General features: G+C 43.7%; 14 protein-coding genes. 13 read left to right on the plus strand and 1 reads right to left on the minus strand.

All coding sequences use genetic code 11. The annotated features are described in order from the left end of the window. Nucleotides 1-46: 46 nt before the first annotated feature. From bamA to ACYVNW_RS00940, 13 genes are all read left to right on the plus strand, one after another. Nucleotides 47-2,596: an outer membrane protein assembly factor BamA gene (bamA, locus tag ACYVNW_RS00880; protein WP_460677943.1), complete on the plus strand. Its 2,550-nt coding sequence runs from the start codon at nucleotides 47-49 to the stop codon at nucleotides 2,594-2,596. Nucleotides 2,597-2,611: 15 nt separating this feature from the next. Continuing rightward, nucleotides 2,612-3,142, plus strand: coding sequence for an OmpH/Skp family outer membrane protein (locus ACYVNW_RS00885; protein ID WP_460677944.1), 531 nt, complete (start codon nucleotides 2,612-2,614; stop codon nucleotides 3,140-3,142). Nucleotides 3,143-3,191: 49 nt separating this feature from the next. Beyond that, nucleotides 3,192-3,701 (plus strand): OmpH/Skp family outer membrane protein, encoded by a 510-nt coding sequence (locus ACYVNW_RS00890; RefSeq protein ID WP_460677945.1) that lies wholly within the window; start codon nucleotides 3,192-3,194, stop codon nucleotides 3,699-3,701. A gap of 65 nt (nucleotides 3,702-3,766) precedes the next feature. Next, nucleotides 3,767-4,573, plus strand: a complete 807-nt coding sequence (gene murI, locus ACYVNW_RS00895; RefSeq protein WP_460677946.1) for a glutamate racemase — start codon at nucleotides 3,767-3,769, stop codon at nucleotides 4,571-4,573. A gap of 175 nt (nucleotides 4,574-4,748) precedes the next feature. Next, a complete protein-coding gene (nuoH, locus tag ACYVNW_RS00900) occupies nucleotides 4,749-5,819 on the plus strand; it encodes an NADH-quinone oxidoreductase subunit NuoH (RefSeq protein WP_460677947.1) in 1,071 nt (356 codons plus the stop codon). Between the two features lie 60 nt (nucleotides 5,820-5,879). Next, a complete protein-coding gene (locus ACYVNW_RS00905; protein ID WP_460677948.1) occupies nucleotides 5,880-6,470 on the plus strand; it encodes a 4Fe-4S binding protein in 591 nt (196 codons plus the stop codon). Further along, on the plus strand, nucleotides 6,467-7,018 hold the full coding sequence (locus tag ACYVNW_RS00910; protein WP_460677949.1) for an NADH-quinone oxidoreductase subunit J family protein: 552 nt from the start codon (nucleotides 6,467-6,469) through the stop codon (nucleotides 7,016-7,018). The genes ACYVNW_RS00905 and ACYVNW_RS00910 overlap by 4 nt, the downstream gene beginning before the upstream one ends. After that, nucleotides 7,015-7,320: an NADH-quinone oxidoreductase subunit NuoK gene (nuoK, locus tag ACYVNW_RS00915; protein ID WP_460677950.1), complete on the plus strand. Its 306-nt coding sequence runs from the start codon at nucleotides 7,015-7,017 to the stop codon at nucleotides 7,318-7,320. The genes ACYVNW_RS00910 and nuoK overlap by 4 nt, the downstream gene beginning before the upstream one ends. A gap of 10 nt (nucleotides 7,321-7,330) precedes the next feature. Then, the gene (locus tag ACYVNW_RS00920; protein ID WP_460677951.1) at nucleotides 7,331-9,436 is read left to right on the plus strand and encodes an NADH-quinone oxidoreductase subunit 5 family protein; all 2,106 of its coding nucleotides are present in this window, start codon (nucleotides 7,331-7,333) and stop codon (nucleotides 9,434-9,436) included. A gap of 5 nt (nucleotides 9,437-9,441) precedes the next feature. Continuing rightward, nucleotides 9,442-11,052 carry a complex I subunit 4 family protein gene (locus ACYVNW_RS00925; RefSeq protein ID WP_460677952.1) on the plus strand — a complete coding sequence of 537 codons (1,611 nt, stop codon included), beginning with the start codon at nucleotides 9,442-9,444 and terminating at the stop codon, nucleotides 11,050-11,052. A 3-nt stretch (nucleotides 11,053-11,055) separates the two neighbouring features. Beyond that, on the plus strand, nucleotides 11,056-12,552 hold the full coding sequence (locus ACYVNW_RS00930; RefSeq protein ID WP_460677953.1) for an NADH-quinone oxidoreductase subunit N: 1,497 nt from the start codon (nucleotides 11,056-11,058) through the stop codon (nucleotides 12,550-12,552). Between the two features lie 110 nt (nucleotides 12,553-12,662). Then, nucleotides 12,663-13,970, plus strand: a complete 1,308-nt coding sequence (locus tag ACYVNW_RS00935; RefSeq protein WP_460677954.1) for an ammonium transporter — start codon at nucleotides 12,663-12,665, stop codon at nucleotides 13,968-13,970. A gap of 153 nt (nucleotides 13,971-14,123) precedes the next feature. Continuing rightward, nucleotides 14,124-16,031, plus strand: a complete 1,908-nt coding sequence (locus tag ACYVNW_RS00940; RefSeq protein ID WP_460677955.1) for an amidophosphoribosyltransferase — start codon at nucleotides 14,124-14,126, stop codon at nucleotides 16,029-16,031. Nucleotides 16,032-16,219: 188 nt separating this feature from the next. Here the strand turns inward: ACYVNW_RS00940 and ACYVNW_RS00945 are convergent, their stop codons facing one another. Then, complete coding sequence (locus tag ACYVNW_RS00945) at nucleotides 16,220-16,873, minus strand: LysE family translocator (RefSeq protein ID WP_460677956.1); 654 nt, start codon at nucleotides 16,871-16,873, stop codon at nucleotides 16,220-16,222. Between the last annotated feature and the right edge of the window lie 73 nt (nucleotides 16,874-16,946).

Consider the following 16,946-nt stretch of genomic DNA (forward strand, 5'->3'; position numbering starts at 1 on the left):
TATTTAACAACTGTATCAACTATTTTTAGCCCACTAAAATATCTGAATGAATAAATTATTTATTGCTGTTTTACTTTCGTTGGTGAGCACAGTTGTAATGGCGCAAAATACCCCGCGTACATCGCTGAGCAACTTGTCTACCTCATCAGACAGCTTAAGCTATCTCAACCCTAAAGACTATATTATTGGTGGCATCACAGTTTCCGGTACCAAATACCTGGACAAAGATATCCTGATACAAATATCAAAGCTGAACAAAGGCGACCGGATTAGCTTACCCGGCGATGCCAATGCCAACGTTATAAAAAACCTGTTTTCGCAGGGATTGTTTGATGACGTTCATTTGTATTATACAAAAATTAACCTTGATACCATTTACCTGGAAATTGCGGTACAGGAGCGCCCGCGCTTGTCGCGTATGCACATTACCGGTATACGCAAAGGAGAGGTAGAAGACGTTCAGAAAAAGCTGAATGACAAAACCGGTAAAATTGTAAATGAAAATTTGCTCAATACCACTACGGCTATCATTAAAAAACACTTTAACGAAAAGGGCTTTTTAAATACCACGGTAACTATTAAGCAGCGCCCCGATCCGGGTGATGCAAACAGTGTGATACTGGATGTGGCAGTAGATAAGAAAAGCAAGGTGAAAATCAACTCGGTTGATTTTGAAGGTAACCAGGCACTGAGTGATGCCAAGCTGAAAAAATATTTAAAAAAGACCCGCGAGCGTAAATTCTATAACCTTTTTGGTTCTAAAAAATTCAAGCGTGATGCTTATGAAGAAGATAAGCAAACACTGATTGAAAAAATGCAGGACCAAGGTTACCGCGACGCCGAGATACTGAGCGATACCGTTGCCCGCCACGATGCAAATACAGTTGATGTGAAAATTAAACTGTACGAAGGTCCTAAATACTACCTCGGCAACATTACTTGGTCTGGCAATGCACAGTATCCTACCGATGTGCTGAATAAGATCTTACGTTTGAAAAAAGGTGATGTATTCAGCGAGCAGGAATTGGATAAGCGCTTAAGCGGCCCTACACCCAATGGCGATGACCTTTCAACTCTGTACCTGGATAACGGCTTCTTAACTTATAGTGCCGATCCTGTACAAACACGTGTATATAATGATACCATTGACCTGAATATTCGTATATACGAAGGTGCACAGTATACCATTAACCGCGTAGTGATTAAAGGTAACGATGTAACCAATGATAAAGTGGTACGCCGCGAGTTAAGAACTAAACCAGGGCAAAAATTTTCTAAAACAGGTATTACCAGCAGTGTGCGTGCACTATCTCAGTTAGGCAACTTCGATGAGCAAAAAATCGACCCGCGCCCAACCAATATTAACCCGCAGGATGGTACCGTGGATTTGGTATATAATGTGGTAGAAAAACCGTCAGACCAGGTGGAACTTTCCGGTGGTTTTGGTGGTGGTCAGCTGGTAGGTACTTTGGGTTTAACGTTCAACAACTTCTCAGTACGTAACCTGTTTAACCTTAAAGCTTATAAACCACTGCCTAAAGGTGACGGTCAAAAACTAAGTATTCGTGGACAAGCTAACGGTAAAAACTACCAGAACTTTTCGTTTACCTTCTCTGAGCCATGGTTGGGTGGTAAGAAACCGATCTATTTTGGATTGAGTGCTTATACGCAGCTAAGTTCTACAGGTCAGTTTTATCCAAAAAGCAGTCCGTATTATAATTTTTTACGTATTAATGGTGTTGGTGTAACTTTAGGTAAACGTTTGCACTGGCCAGACGATTTGTTCCAGCTGAACTACTCGTTAAACTTTGATCACTATAAATTGGATAATTTTACTGGTTACCTGTTTACTGATGGTACTTCAATCAATATCAAGTTAACACAGGAGCTAAGTCGTAACTCATTGGATCAACCAATTTATCCTTCATCAGGTTCAAACATCAGGTTCACGGTACAGGCTACACCTCCATACTCACTGTTCAACAATACCAACTACGCCATTGCCACACCGGCTGAGCGTTACAGATTTGTAGAATACCACAAGTGGAAGTTTGATGCACAATGGTTCACCCGTATCACAGGTAAACTGGTAGTAATGTCGCAGGTGCGCTTTGGCTTCCTGGGTTATTATAACAAGCAGGTTGGTCAATCGCCGTTTGAGCGCTTTAAATTAGGTGGCGATGGTATGGCAACTTACCAGTTCCTGCAGGGTAGCGAGATCATCGGTTTAAGAGGTTACCAGAACTTCTCTATCGTTCCGGTGGGTAGTAATTATACTTCGGCTAATAACCCGGGCAGCCCTATTTATAACAAGTATACGCTCGAGTTACGCCACCCGGTTATTGCCAGCCAGTCGGCAACAATCTTCCTGTTAACTTTCCTGGAAGGTGGTAACGTATGGAACAATTTTAGCAGCTTCAATGCGTTTAACATCAGACGTTCGGCTGGTGTGGGCGCCCGTATTTATTTACCTATATTTGGCTTGCTGGGCTTAGATTATGGTTATGGTTTTGACCGCATTCCTGGTATTTCTGATGCCAACAAAGGTCAGTTCCACTTCTCTATCTCACAAAGCTTGAACGGCGGATTCAATTAATTGTAAATATTTGTAATGAAAAAGATAATTATTACACTCGCTTTTACGTTCATAAGCATTGCAAGTGCACTGGCACAGCGGTTTGCATATGTAGATTCGGATTATATCCTGAAACATATTCCTGAATATGCTTCATCGCAAAAACAACTGGGCACTTTATCTCAGCAGTGGCAAAAGGAAACCGAAAGCCGCTTTCAGGAAATTGAAAGGTTGTACAAATCATACCAGGCCGACCAGGTGCTGATGACAGGCGACATGAAGAAGCGCCGTGAAGCCGAGATCGTAGACAAAGAAAAAGCAGCCAAAGACTTCCAGCGCTCAAAATTTGGCCCCGATGGCGAACTGGCTCAGCGCAGCAGTGCTCTGATTAAACCTATTCAGGACCGTGTGGCTAAAGCTGTACAGGGTGTAGCCGAAGAGCAGAACCTGGACATGATATTTGACAAAAACAGCGAAGTGATGATGCTGTACGCTAATCCGCGTTATGATAGAAGCGCAGATGTAATTACACGTTTAGGTTTAAAGCCCGGGGTATTTGCAAAGTAGAAAATTTTATATAAAATCGCACCAATTAAACACAGAACAAAAAAGAACAATGAAAAGACTATTTAAGGTTGCTTTAGTTGCAGTAAGTATGCTGTTTGTGGCCGGCTTTGCTAACGCGCAAAAAATCGGTTATGTAAACACCAATGAACTGATGCAAACCATGCCAGAAGTTAAAGGCATTCAAACACAGATCAATACTTTCCAAAAATCATATGTTGATCAATTGAACAGTATGCAGACCGAATTTCAAAAGAAAGCCGAAGCCTATCAAAAAGGCCAGGCCACTATGAATGACGCTGCCAAAACTGCTGCTGAATCTGAATTGCAGGATTTTCAAAAGCGTATGCAGGATTTCAACAATGATGCAAGCCAAAAAGTACAGGCTAAAGGTCAGGAGCTGATGAAACCGGTTGCCGATAAAGTACGTGGTGCCATCACTGCAGTAGCTAAAGAAAAAGGTTATGCTTATGTATTAGACGAAAGCAACGTAGACCTGATTGTTAAGCCGGCAGCTGATAACATGCAGCCTGCTGTTAAAGCCAAATTAGGCATCAAGTAATTTAAAACTATTGTTTAAACCAAAAAGCGGGGGCATTTGCCTCCGCTTTTTTTATTTTTGGCCTTATGCAAGCGCATCAGCCTATTGGTATTTTTGATTCGGGTATTGGTGGTTTAACTGTAGCCAGTGCCATTAGCAGTGCCCTGCCCAACGAGCAGCTCATTTACTTTGGCGATACTGCCCACCTGCCTTATGGTGATAAGTCGCCTGAAGCCATCAAATACTATTCGCTGAAGATCACACGCTTTTTAATAGATCAGGGCTGTAAGGTAATTGTAATTGCCTGCAACACGGCATCATCGCTGGCTTACCAGGATGTGCTACAGTTTATGGGCGATCAATTACCCATTTATAGTGTAATTGACCCGGTGGTATACCACATGGTGACCGGCGGGCCGTACCGTAAAATAGGGGTGATAGCTACCAAAGCCACTATTGAGTCAGACATTTACGCGCGCCAAATCCATGAACAGAAGCCTGATGTTGAAGTACACTCCATGGCCACCCCTTTGCTGGTGCCCATGATTGAGGAGGGCTTTTTCAATAATAACATTAGTAATACCATTATCCAGTCCTATCTGTCGGCTCCCGAATTACAGGGCATTGATAGTCTTATTTTGGGTTGCACGCATTACCCGTTGATTAAAAATGAGATTGCCGAATACTATCATAACCAAGTAGATATTATAGACAACGCAGCGCTTACTGCTTCCTTTCTAAAAACTGAATTACAAAAGAAAGGCTTGCTGAACCCGCAAAAAGCAGGGGAGCATCGGTTTTATGTATCCGATTATACCAAATCGTTTGAGCAAAGTACCCGCTTGTTTTTCAAAGACCAAATTCATCTGGAGCGGCAGTCCATTTGGGATTGAGGGAAGCTTATCAATCAGCAATACATCGCTGCTTCCTACGTCGCAATGTCGTAGTCAAAGCTTTCAACAATCTGTTTAGTGAAATTTTAAATCGCAAATCTAAAATCCTTCTAAACAAGCACTGCTGAAACTAAACTTTATTGACTAATTTTGCCGGGTTAAGTATACAAGGGTATTGGAATTTTATCTCATATATATTGCAGTGGCTATAGGCGTGTTTGCCTTTGTGGCCTTATTTACAATGTTTGGTGTATATGCCGAACGCAAGGTATCTGCATTTATACAAGATAGGTTAGGCCCAACTGAAACCGGTAAGTACGGCTCACTGCAGGTAGTGGCCGATATGCTGAAGATGCTGCAAAAGGAGCTAATCATCCCAGCTGCTGCCGATAAAATTTTGTTTATGCTGGCGCCGGTCATCATTTTTGTAGCGGTGTACCTGGGTTTTGCAGCGCTGCCCTGGGCGCCGGGTGTAGTGCCTTCAAAAATTAATTTAGGCCTGTATTACATTTTTGCTATCATCTCCATCGAAACCTTAGGCATACTGATGGCAGGTTGGGGGTCGAACAATAAATACTCCATATTGGGTGCCATGCGTTCGGCTGCGCAAATTATTTCTTATGAGATACCCGCCGGCTTTGCGCTGATCTCAGTAGTAATGATTGCTCAAACGCTGGATTTACAGCAGGTGGCCTTGCAGCAAGGCATACGTTCGGCCGAGGTAAATAAGTTTTTCGGCTTTTGGGATGTTTCACATATAGGCGGCATCCTGGCCTGGAACATTTTCAGGGCACCGCATCTGATAGTGGCTTTCGTTATTTATTTTATTGCCTCATTAGCAGAAAGTAACCGGGCACCCTTTGATATCCCGGAAGCGGAATCAGAGTTGGTGGCTGGCTTTCACACCGAATTTAGCGGGATGCGTTTTGCACTGGTGTTTCTGGCCGAATATTCCATGATGTTCCTGGTATCTATGTTGGCGGCTATCTTGTTTTTAGGCGCATGGAATACGCCCTTGCCCAACATAGGTTCCGTTAAACTGGCCGACTGGACTACTGGTGTAGCCTGGGGTATCATATGGGTGTTATTGAAATCATTAGGCTTGGTAGGCGTACAAATGTGGATACGCTGGACGCTGCCCCGCCTTCGGGTAGATCAACTGATGAATTTGTGCTGGAAGGTACTGACGCCATTGGCCTTTTTATGCATGCTCATTTCGGGCGTGTGGCGTTTATATGTAATGTAAATTTAAAATAGAAGAGTTCGTTACTTTAATCATGAGAAGAAGTAACGAATCAGATAACTGATGATAAAACAAGCGTTAAACGGTTTAGTAACTTCCTGGCAGGGCTTAGTCCTTACCATAAAGCACCTTTTTGCATCTAAAAAGAAGCGGGAAATTACGCCGGTTAGCAATGATAATTATTTTAAGAAATTAGAAGGTACCAACACCATCCAGTACCCTAAACAGCAGTTACCCGTACCCGAGGTGGGACGTTACCAGTTAGATGTAGAAATAGACGATTGCATAGTATGCGATTTGTGTGCTAAGGTATGCCCGGTGGATTGTATCAATATAGATGCTATCAAAGCAACGGAGGCCATTGGGCAAACCTCCGATGGTACCACCAAGCGCTTGTATGCTGCTAAGTTTGATATTGATATGGCTAAGTGCATGTACTGCGGCCTGTGTACGGTAGTATGCCCCACCGAATGCATCACCATGACCAACCAATATGACCGTAGCGTATTCGATTTGGGTAAACTCACCTACAGTTTTTCGGATATGACGGATGAGGAAGCTGCCGAAAAACGCGCCCTGCTGGATAAGCAATTAGCCGAAAAGCAAGCTGCCAAACTGGCCGCCATGAAAAAGAAAGGGGACAAGAACGCATGACGCTGGTACAGGTAATGTTCTATCTGATGGCATTGCTGGCATTGGGTTCGGCTATTTACGTAGCTGCTACGCCTAACCTGGTGCGTTCGGTATTTATGTTTTTCATCACCTTGTTTGCGCTGGCAGGTTTATATGTACTGGCGCTGGCCGATTTTGTGGCTATCACCCAGGTGGTGGTATATGTAGGTGGTATTTTGGTGTTGGTGATATTTGCATTTATGCTTTCGGGGCGTGAAACTTTGTCTGCTTTGCAGAAAACGCCGCTTAAGTGGCTATCCTTAGGCAACCTGCCTGCATTGTTTCTTGCTGCACTGTTTTTGGTAGTGCTGGTTAATGTGTTTTTAAGGCAAAATGTTAACGAACTGCCCTGGATACAAAATGCGATCAATAGTCAGGATATCATTACCCCTAATGATACGATGATTAATAACACCGGCATTAATTTAATGACCCGCTATCTGCTGCCCTTCGAGGCCATATCCATATTGTTGTTAATGGCCCTGGTAGGTGCAGCTCACCTGGCACGAAAGGAGCAGGCTGGCGCATGATTTCATTAACTGATTTTTTGCTGGTAGGCGCAGCTTTGTTTTGCATTGGTATTTACATGGTAGTAGCCAAGCGCAATGCCATACAAATATTAATTGGCGTAGAGCTGATGCTGAATGCAGGCATTTTAAACTTGGTAGCTTTTGGAAGATTTGATAAGGCGGCCAATGCCGGGCAAACATTTGCCTTGTTTGCCATTGTGCTGGCCGCTGCTTCAACCGCCGTGGCACTGGCTATTGTGCTGAATGTATACCGGCATTATAAAACTATCAACCCTGAGGAAGTAACACAATTAGGAGAATAAAGTAACTCAATTGAACGCAGCTTTACCATACCACGATTTGCAAACCGTTTACTATGCGCTGATAGCAGTAGTGCTGCCATTTGCTGCATTTGTAATTAACTTTTGCCTGTCAGATAAATTGGGTAGCAAAATATCAGGTGCGGTGTCATCATTAGGTATTGGTATAAGTGCAGTGTTTGCAATCATAACTTTCAGCAGCGTATGGAATACGCCGGGCATTCATGCGCATCAGTTATGGTTCAGCATCGGTACCACCCAAGTATTTGCGGGGCTGTGGTTAAACAACCTTTCAGTACTGATGCTGTTGCTGGTTACCTTGGTGGCTTTGCCGGTGCATATTTACTCCATGGCTTATATGAAGCAGGGCGAGCACAAGCGGTATTTCAGTTATCTCAGCTTCTTTTGTTTCAGCATGCTGGCGCTGGTGGTGGTAGATAGTTTGATTACCTTTTATGCCTTTTGGGAACTGGTTGGTTTCTCATCATACCTGCTCATTGGCTTTTGGTTTACCCGAGATAGCGCCGTACAAGCCAACAAAAAGGCTTTTATCATGAACCGTGTTGGTGACGTGGGCCTGCTGATTGCCATCGGTATCCTGTTTTCACAATATCACACTTTTGATTTGGTGGAGCTCTTTGGCGCTAAAGGGATCGTCGCTCCACCATCAGAAATTACTTCGCCCGAGATGTGGTTAAGGCCAATGGCAGTAGATCACGGTGAACTTCTTTACAGCGGCGGTAATGGCTTATCTACAATGTGGTATTACATTGCAGGTATCGGCATATTTTTAGCCGTTGCTGCCAAATCAGCCCAGTTTCCATTGCATACCTGGCTACCAGATGCTATGGAGGGGCCAACCTCTGTATCCTCACTTATTCATGCGGCTACCATGGTGGCTGCCGGTGTGTTTTTGCTGGGCAGGGTTTACCCGTTATTCAATGCCATCGAATTGAATGTATTAGCTGTGATAGGCTGCTTTACAGCATTTATGGCCGCTACTATTGCTTTAACGCAAAATGATTTAAAACGCATTCTGGCTTATTCTACCATATCGCAATTGGGTTACATGATAATGGCAATGGGCATTCATGCTTATGCTTCTTCACTATTCCATTTGGTTACGCATGCTTTTTTTAAATGTTTGTTGTTTTTATGTGCTGGCATTGTGATTCATAATTTGCAGCATGTAAAAGACGAACACCAATTAGAGGTTGATCCTCAGGATATCCGCAATATGGGGGGGCTGCGTAAGCAGTTGCCACTTACATTTATAGCCTGCTGCGTGGCCGGTTTAGCTTTAGTGGGTCTGCCTCTCACTTCAGGCTATTTATCTAAAGACGGAATTTTGATTCAGGCTTTTGAGTGGAGCGAGGGGAAACCAATGGCATTTAAATTAATACCCATCTCTATCTTTTTTACCAGTGCTCTAACTGCATTTTATGTAGCCCGTTTAATATTTAAGGTGTTTTTCGGTGAGTTCAGATTACAATTGTCACTGCCACAGCTTCATTTCCACATGGATGAAAAAGGGTGGAAATATAGGTTACCGCTAATAATACTGATGCTGTTCTGCCTGTTTCCCTGGTTTTCATTTAACCCGATATCTTATGAGCATAGCTGGCTGTTTGAAGGCTTTTTTGCAACGGAGGCTGCCGCAGTACAAAGCATTTATCACCTTGCAGTTCCTGCCGGCATTAGCCTGGTAAGTATGCTGCTCATGTACTGGGCATTCATCATGTATGCAAAGCAGCAAAAGGTAGCATTTCCACAAGGCGGATTTTTATACAATCTATCTTACCGGCAATGGTATATTGATGTATTTTATCAAAAAGTAATTGTAAAAGCGGTTCTGCATTTAAGCAAGCTGCTGTATGCTTTCGACCGTAAAGTAATTGATGGTTTTATTGATGCACTTAAAACAGTCATCCGGCGCTTAGCTGTGATAGCTGCCTGGGCCGACCGTTACCTGGTAGATGGTTTTTTGCATTTGCTGGCTTTGCTGGTGCAAGCCATAGGTAACTTCTTCCGCGGTTTTCAGAGTGGTAAGGTGCAATATTATATTTATAGTATGCTGCTGGTACTGCTGGCCGTATTTATTTTTCAACTCCTGATCTGAACCTGATGAATATATTAACGCTACTTATTTTTATTCCTGCACTGTTTGGTATCGTCATCCTGGTATTGCCATCGGCATGGCGCAACAGCTTTAAGTATATTACGCTGGCTGCTACGCTGGTTCAGGTTGTGCTAAGTGTTGTTATGTATTCACAGTTTAAAACAGGCGCTACCTTTGCAGGCATCAACCAGGAAAACCAGTACCAGTTTGTACAAAAATTGCCTTGGATTAACCTGAATTTAGGCACCGCTGGCACAATGCAGGTTGATTACTTTGTAGGTGTAGACGGTATCTCTATTAGCTTAATTGTGATGAGCGCCATCGTGATGGTAATTGCCGCTCTGGCTTCATGGGAAATCAAAACTAACTTGAAAGGTTTTTTTGCCCTATTCCTGTTGCTGGACATGGCCGTTATCGGCGTGTTTTGTGCGCTCGATTTCTTTTTGTTCTATCTGTTTTATGAGTTGATGCTGCTGCCACTATACTTCCTCATCGGCATGTGGGGCGGGGCAAGGCGAGAATATGCGGCTATCAAATTCTTCCTGTATACGCTGTTTGGTTCGGTATTTATGTTGTTGGTGATGGTGGGGCTGTACCTTTCGGTAACCGATCCGGCTACGGGCAGTCACTCTTTTAATATTGTGCAGATGATGAACCCGGCCAATTATCAGGCCGGTTCTGTATTTTCTATTGCCGGGCATCAAACTTTATTCGGTATACCTGCAAGGGTAGTAGGCTTTGCCGTTCTATTTATTGCCTTTGCTATCAAAGTACCCGTGGTGCCGCTGCATACCTGGTTGCCCGATGCACACGTAGAAGCGCCTACACCGGTATCAATTTTACTGGCCGGTGTATTGTTAAAAATAGGAGGGTATGGTATCATTCGTATCTGTATGGGCATCTTTCCTGATGTTGCCATCTCCGGCGCATTCTGGCTCGGTTTAATTGGGGTAATCTCTATCTTGTACGGTGCATTAAATGCTTTGGCGCAGCGCGATTTGAAGCGATTGATAGCCTACTCCTCTGTTTCGCACATGGGTTTTATGCTGTTAGGGATTGCCTCTCAAACACCTGAGGGTATTAGTGGTGCCACCTTGCAGATGGTGAGCCATGGCTTTTTGTCATCAATGTTATTCTTCCTGGTGGGCGTGATTTATACCCGTGTTCATGACCGTGATATTTACAACTTCCGGGGCCTGGGTACGCTGATGCCGCAATACACAACTTTCGTGGTGATTGCTTTCTTTGCTTCTTTAGGCTTGCCTGGATTCTCTGCATTTGTGGCCGAAGCCTTTTCACTGGCCGGTGCTTTTAAATCGGCTACCAGCAACGGTTTGTTGCCCCAGTGGATGGCAGTGTGTGGTTCTATTGGTATTTTATTAAGCGCTGCTTATTTCTTATGGACATTGCAGCGTATGTTTTTTGGTAAAGTATTATTAAAGGGAGGCGAAACATGGAAACAGGAATTACATCCGCTAACCCTGCACGAAAAATTTGCCCTGGTGCCTTTGGCAGCATTCGCCTTGATACTCGGTATTATGCCTTCGTTGGTATTAACAAAGATTAATGATTCGGTACTGGCGCTGGTTAACTTTACGCAGCAATTTATCCGTTAGGTTATGAACGAACTGCTGCCTCAACTGCCCGCCCGACTTAACGATGTATTGGATAGTACGGTTTACTTTAAGCCGGAGCTCTGCTTAACTGCTCTGTTTTTGCTGGTACTGCTTGCCGATTTATTTTTGAGCAAAAAGCTGACCTGGATAGCTCATGTGGTTGCTTGCCTGAGTATGCTGGTCGTAATTCAGGCCGATATCTACCAATATCGGGCACCCGGCGGTTTAAAAATGTTGTTCGGCGGTATGCTGGTATTTCATCACCCGGGTGTGGTATTCAAATTAATCACAGATACACTGGCGATATTGCTCTTTCTGTATTTTCCATGGGATGCCCAGCTTAAAAAACACCAAAAAGGTTTAGGCGATGCTTATACCATCATCGTGGGTTCGGTTTTAGGCATACACCTGATGCTGATGGTTGCCAATCTGTTGTCGGTGTTTTTAGCCATAGAGATGGTATCGATCGCTTCATACCTGCTTGTGGCTTACCAGTCGGACAAAGCCCTGAGCGCCGAGGCCAGTTTAAAATATGTGCTGTTTGGCATGGCGGCGTCAGCGGTAATGCTGTATGGTATCTCCTTGGTTTATGCTTTTACAGGTACCCTGAGTTTATTCAATATCGAACTGGTTAACGGCATACAGCAGCTAAACCAACCTGCATTGGTGTTGGCGTTGTTATTAATCATGGCAGGCATTGGTTTTAAGTTGGGCGCAGTGCCGCTGCACTTTTGGGTGCCCGATGTTTATCAGGGTTCGGCTACACCTGTAATGGCTTACATTTCTACGTTACCCAAACTTGGTGCCTTTGGTTTACTGTTCAACTTTCTGATGCCATTCGCTTATGAGCGGCATTGGTTTGCCGACCATCTTCAGCCTCTAATAGCAGCAATTAGTATTATTACTATGCTGGTGGGTAACTTCGCCGCAGTATGGCAAAATAATGTAAAGCGTATGCTGGCTTATTCCAGTATAGGGCATACAGGTTTTGCATTGATGGCCTTGCTGTGCTTTAATGCACAAGGTACCTCAGCGCTGGCTTTTTATCTGGCAATATATGCGGTTGCCAATATTGGTACATTAGCTTTAGCCACCTATTTTAAAAATGTAGCCGATGCTGATGATGTTGCTGATTACCGGGGCTTAGGGTTAAAGTATCCGCTGGCCTCGGTTTGCTATGTAGTATTATTAATTTCACTTACCGGCCTGCCCGTTACTACTGGCTTCAATGCCAAATTGCTGGTATTCTCTGCCAATTATAGTGTATATCGTCAATCTCACAATGTGTGGTTATTGGCTACATTAATTACCGGAGCGTTAACAACAGTGGTGTCTTTGTTTTACTATTTGAAGATTCCGTTAAACCTTTTTCTGAAAAAATCGGATACTGACATTCAAATGCAATCAAGTAATGTGTATTTATCAGTTTTTTATGTGGTATTAACAGTATTTATATTGGTATTTGGAATTTTTCCTGATTTTTTAGCGAGATTCTTGTAATTCTTAGGCTTTTTCAGCGATGGAATCTAAATTATTTTAACGAAATTGAGTTTTATTTGAATATTTGTTTAATTTCAAGCCGTTAAATAGATAATTTATTAAAATCATTTATGAAACGGTATATCCCTTTCCTCTTTTTAGTAGTTGTTCTCATTCTATCTTTTCTTCACCCGTCAATAGAGCTGGATAAATCGGGCCCTGTACCTAAGTTTGACTCAGGAGACGTGGCATGGATGCTGATTTCTACCGCACTGGTATTGATCATGACGCCCGGCTTAGCTTTCTTCTATGGTGGTATGGTGAACAAAAAAAATGTGATTTCCACCATGCTGCAAAGCTTAATTTGTATGGTTATTGTAACCATCATTTGGATGGTATTTGGTTTCAGCCTGGCTTTCGGAGATAGCATTGGCGGTTTTATTGGTAACCCTGCAACGTACTTTATGATGAAAGGGGTTTTAGGCAACGCCGTATGGAAGCCGGCACCAACTTTTCCGCTGCTGCTGTTTGCTATGTACCAGCTTAAATTCGCTATTATCACTCCGGCTTTAGTTACTGGTGCTTTTGCAGAGCGTATTCGGTTTAATTCATACATCGTTTTTGTAGTTCTGTTCTCTATTTTCATTTACTCGCCGCTGGCCCATTGTACCTGGCACCCCAATGGTTACCTGTTTAATAAAGGTGTGCTTGATTTTGCTGGCGGTACGGTAGTGCACATGTCGGCCGGTTGGGCAGCTTTAGCTTCAGCTATTTACCTGAAGGGACGTAATGAAGCTAACCATGCTCCTGCACGTATTACTTATGTAATTATTGGTACCGGTTTGTTATGGTTCGGCTGGTTTGGCTTCAACGCAGGTTCGGCAATGGCGGCTACCTCATTGGCTGTAACTGCAATGGCTACTACCACGGCTGCTGCATCAGCCGCAGGAGTAAGCTGGGTGTTTTTTGATGTGATGCGCGGCCGTAAGCCTTCGGCTATGGGTACCTGTATAGGTTCAGTAGTGGGTTTGGTGGCAATAACGCCAGCAGCCGGTTATGTCACTGTACCTCATGCATTGGCTATCGGTATCATTTCGGCTGTGGTAAGTAACCTGATGGTGGAATGGCGTACCCGCACCAAAATTGATGATACGCTGGATGTGTTTCCCTGCCATGGGGTAGGTGGTATGGTAGGGATGCTGCTTACCGGTGTGTTTGCCCATAAAAATGTAAATGCCGCTGTAACTGATAATGGCTTGTTTTATGGTGAAACTAAATTGTTTTTAACTCAGCTCACCGCCCTGGTTGCCGTATCGGTATTTGCTTTTGTGGGTTCGTATATATTATTGAAAATTACAGATTTAATTACACCGCTGCGGGTGTCTGCCGAGGAGGAAAACGTCGGCCTGGATATCAGCCAGCATGGTGAACGATTATAAAGATCCTTATACCCTGACTATTTAAACTAAACACTAATGAAGAACCCGGCCTCTGTGCCGGGTTTTTTTGTTATAGATAAATGCTTTAAGGATGACAATAATTGCAAGGGATGCTAATTAGAAATTGTACCTTTGCGCTTCCCATAATCAATCATGAGCGATCAGATTAAACATGAATGCGGCGTAGCTTTCATACGCCTGTTAAAGCCCCTCTCTTTTTACCAGAAAAAATATGGCACGGCCCTTTACGGCTTAAACAAGCTGTATTTATTAATGGAAAAACAGCACAACCGCGGTCAGGATGGCGCCGGTGTAGCTACTATTAAACTGGATGTTGAGCCTGGTAAGCGCTACATTAGCCGTCACCGCTCCATGGCATCTAACGCTGTGGCCGATATTTTTGAGTACATCCAGAAGAAGTTTGCTGAGGTGGAAAAGGAGTATCCCGGAAAGATGAAGGATGCAGATTGGCTGAAAGAGAACATGAGCTTTACGGGCGAAGTGTTACTGGGTCACCTGCGCTACGGCACACACGGTAAAAACAGCATTGAAAGCTGCCACCCGTTTTTACGCCAAAACAACTGGATGACCCGTAACCTGGTAATTGCCGGTAATTTTAACATGACCAATGTAGATGAGTTACTGGAGCAATTATACGAGCTGGGCCAGCACCCAAAAGAAAAAGCCGATACTGTAACCGTACTGGAAAAAATCGGGCACTTTTTAGATACCGAAGTTCAGGGCTTGTTTGACCAGTTTAAACGCGAAGGCAACGACGATAATATCCAGATCAGCAAAATGATTGGGGATAGCATGGATGTGGCCAAGATATTGAAAAAATCAGCCAAAAACTGGGATGGTGGTTATACCATTGCCGGTATTTTGGGTCATGGTGATGCTTTTGTGATGCGGGATCCGGCAGGCATTCGCCCGGCTTTTTACTACCAAAACGATGAGGTAGTAGTGGTTACCTCAGAGCGCCCGGCTATCCAGACTGCATTTAATGTGCCTTTGGAAGATATACAGGAAATTAAGCCTGGTCATGCTTTAATTATTAAAAAGAATGGCTTTGTATGTGAGGATCAGTTTAGCGCACCTAAGGAAAAGAAATCTTGTTCTTTCGAGCGTATTTACTTCTCCCGCGGCAGTGATGCTTCTATTTACCGTGAGCGTAAACAGTTAGGCCGTTTGCTTTGCCCGCAGGTACTGGAAACGGTTAACCATGATTTAAAAAACACCGTGTTCTCCTACATCCCCAATACTGCCGAAACTGCGTTTTACGGCATGGTAGAAGGGGTGAATAAATACATTAAACAATACCAGCGCGAGCAGCTGTTAAACCGCAACGGTAATCTTACTGATGAAGAAATTACCGAAGTGTTGGCTATGGCGCCACGAGTGGAGAAGCTGGCCATTAAAGATGTAAAGTTGCGTACCTTCATTACCCAGGATGCCGACCGTGGCGAGATGGTGGCGCATGTGTACGATACCACCTACGGGCAGGTAAAAAGAGGTACTGATACTTTAGTGTTGCTGGATGACTCCATTGTACGCGGCACTACGCTAAAGCAAAGCATCCTGAAAATTATGGATCGCCTGGGGCCAAAGAAAATCATTGTGGTATCTTCTGCTCCGCAAATCCGCTACCCGGATTGTTATGGTATTGATATGTCGCGCATGGGTGAGTTTGTGGCTTTTGAAGCTGCGGTAAGTTTGCTGAAAGATGCAGGTAAAGAAGATGTGATTGTTGAAGCTTACCAAAAAGCTAAAGCAAGTGCTAACTTACCTAAAGAGGAAGTGGAAAATCATGTACAGGCCATTTATGCGCCTTTTACCGATGAGCAGATCTCTAAGCGCATTGCAGAAATTATTACCCCTGCCGGCCTGAATGCCGAAGTACAGGTAATTTATCAAACACTGGATAACTTGCACCAAGCCTGCCCCGATCATTTGGGCGACTGGTATTTCTCTGGCAATTACCCTACGCCTGGTGGCAATAAGGTAGTAAACAAAGCCTTTGCCAACTGGATGGAAGGAAAGAATCAGCGTGCTTATATGTAAAGTCTCCATCCCCTAAAGGGGAGCAAAATAGAATAAACAAAAAAAGGAACAGTAATCTGTTCCTTTTTTGTTTAAATCATTATGTCATTGCGAGGAACGAAGCAATCTCGTCGTTATACAGAACGAACAAGCAGTTCTACGAGATTGCTTCGTTCCTCGCAATGACAATTTTTTTTCAATTCTGTTCTCTAAGCTTCAATCGGTGGGAATACGAAGTGAGTAACCAACCGGTCGGCGATGACGAAAGCGGCAATGATAAGCGCCAAGCCAGCAGCGTAGTTGAGGCGGTGAATAAGTTTAGGAGAGATGCGTTTACGCAATTTATTAGCATAATAAGCTTTCAACGAATCCATACTGAACTGTACCACCAGTACGGTAATAAACATGGCCGTCATTTTTAAACCCCGGTTGTGTACACCTTTGTGGTAAAGGGTACTGGCAGTACCAATTACGGTAATCCAGTGAAAGAGCATAACCGGGTTAAAAATGCACATCAAAAAACCTTTAAAAAAGTAGCCCATCCGGTTTATGGAGGCCGGTTCATGGTCGTTATAGTTGATATCAGCTTTTTTGAGCATATAATGCACTCCGATGCCCAACAGAATGAGACTACCCGCTATGCCGGCATATATTTTTTGCTGTGGAGTAACCTCAAAAAACTGTGAGCCGAATAATATAGCGCCTACAAACACCACATCGCTGCATACCACACCGAGGGCCAGCGCTTCGCCGGCTTTAAAGCCGCGCTCAATGCTGGTTTTTATCAGGGCAAAAAAAACCGGGCCTGTAATAAAGGTTAATATTAACCCAATGCCAATACCCGAAATAATCGCTTCTATCATGTATGTCGCCTCAAGTCAATAAAATACATTGCAGGTTGCCTTGCCTGCAATACCAGGCTGCAAACATAGGCAT

Source organism: Mucilaginibacter koreensis (assembly GCF_054783355.1).

What these genes read in the sequence shown, in the direction of transcription:
- ACYVNW_RS00890 (WP_460677945.1), top strand. Translation starts at nt 3,192, where the DNA reads ATGAAAAGACTATTTAAGGTTGCTTTAGTTGCAGTAAGTATGCTGTTT.
- ACYVNW_RS00940 (WP_460677955.1), top strand. Translation starts at nt 14,124, where the DNA reads ATGAGCGATCAGATTAAACATGAATGCGGCGTAGCTTTCATACGCCTG.
- ACYVNW_RS00910 (WP_460677949.1), top strand. Translation starts at nt 6,467, where the DNA reads ATGACGCTGGTACAGGTAATGTTCTATCTGATGGCATTGCTGGCATTG.
- ACYVNW_RS00925 (WP_460677952.1), top strand. Translation starts at nt 9,442, where the DNA reads ATGAATATATTAACGCTACTTATTTTTATTCCTGCACTGTTTGGTATC.
- bamA (WP_460677943.1), top strand. Translation starts at nt 47, where the DNA reads ATGAATAAATTATTTATTGCTGTTTTACTTTCGTTGGTGAGCACAGTT.
- ACYVNW_RS00905 (WP_460677948.1), top strand. Translation starts at nt 5,880, where the DNA reads ATGATAAAACAAGCGTTAAACGGTTTAGTAACTTCCTGGCAGGGCTTA.
- ACYVNW_RS00935 (WP_460677954.1), top strand. Translation starts at nt 12,663, where the DNA reads ATGAAACGGTATATCCCTTTCCTCTTTTTAGTAGTTGTTCTCATTCTA.
- nuoK (WP_460677950.1), top strand. Translation starts at nt 7,015, where the DNA reads ATGATTTCATTAACTGATTTTTTGCTGGTAGGCGCAGCTTTGTTTTGC.
- murI (WP_460677946.1), top strand. Translation starts at nt 3,767, where the DNA reads ATGCAAGCGCATCAGCCTATTGGTATTTTTGATTCGGGTATTGGTGGT.
- ACYVNW_RS00930 (WP_460677953.1), top strand. Translation starts at nt 11,056, where the DNA reads ATGAACGAACTGCTGCCTCAACTGCCCGCCCGACTTAACGATGTATTG.
- ACYVNW_RS00945 (WP_460677956.1), bottom strand. Translation starts at nt 16,873, where the DNA reads ATGATAGAAGCGATTATTTCGGGTATTGGCATTGGGTTAATATTAACC.
- ACYVNW_RS00885 (WP_460677944.1), top strand. Translation starts at nt 2,612, where the DNA reads ATGAAAAAGATAATTATTACACTCGCTTTTACGTTCATAAGCATTGCA.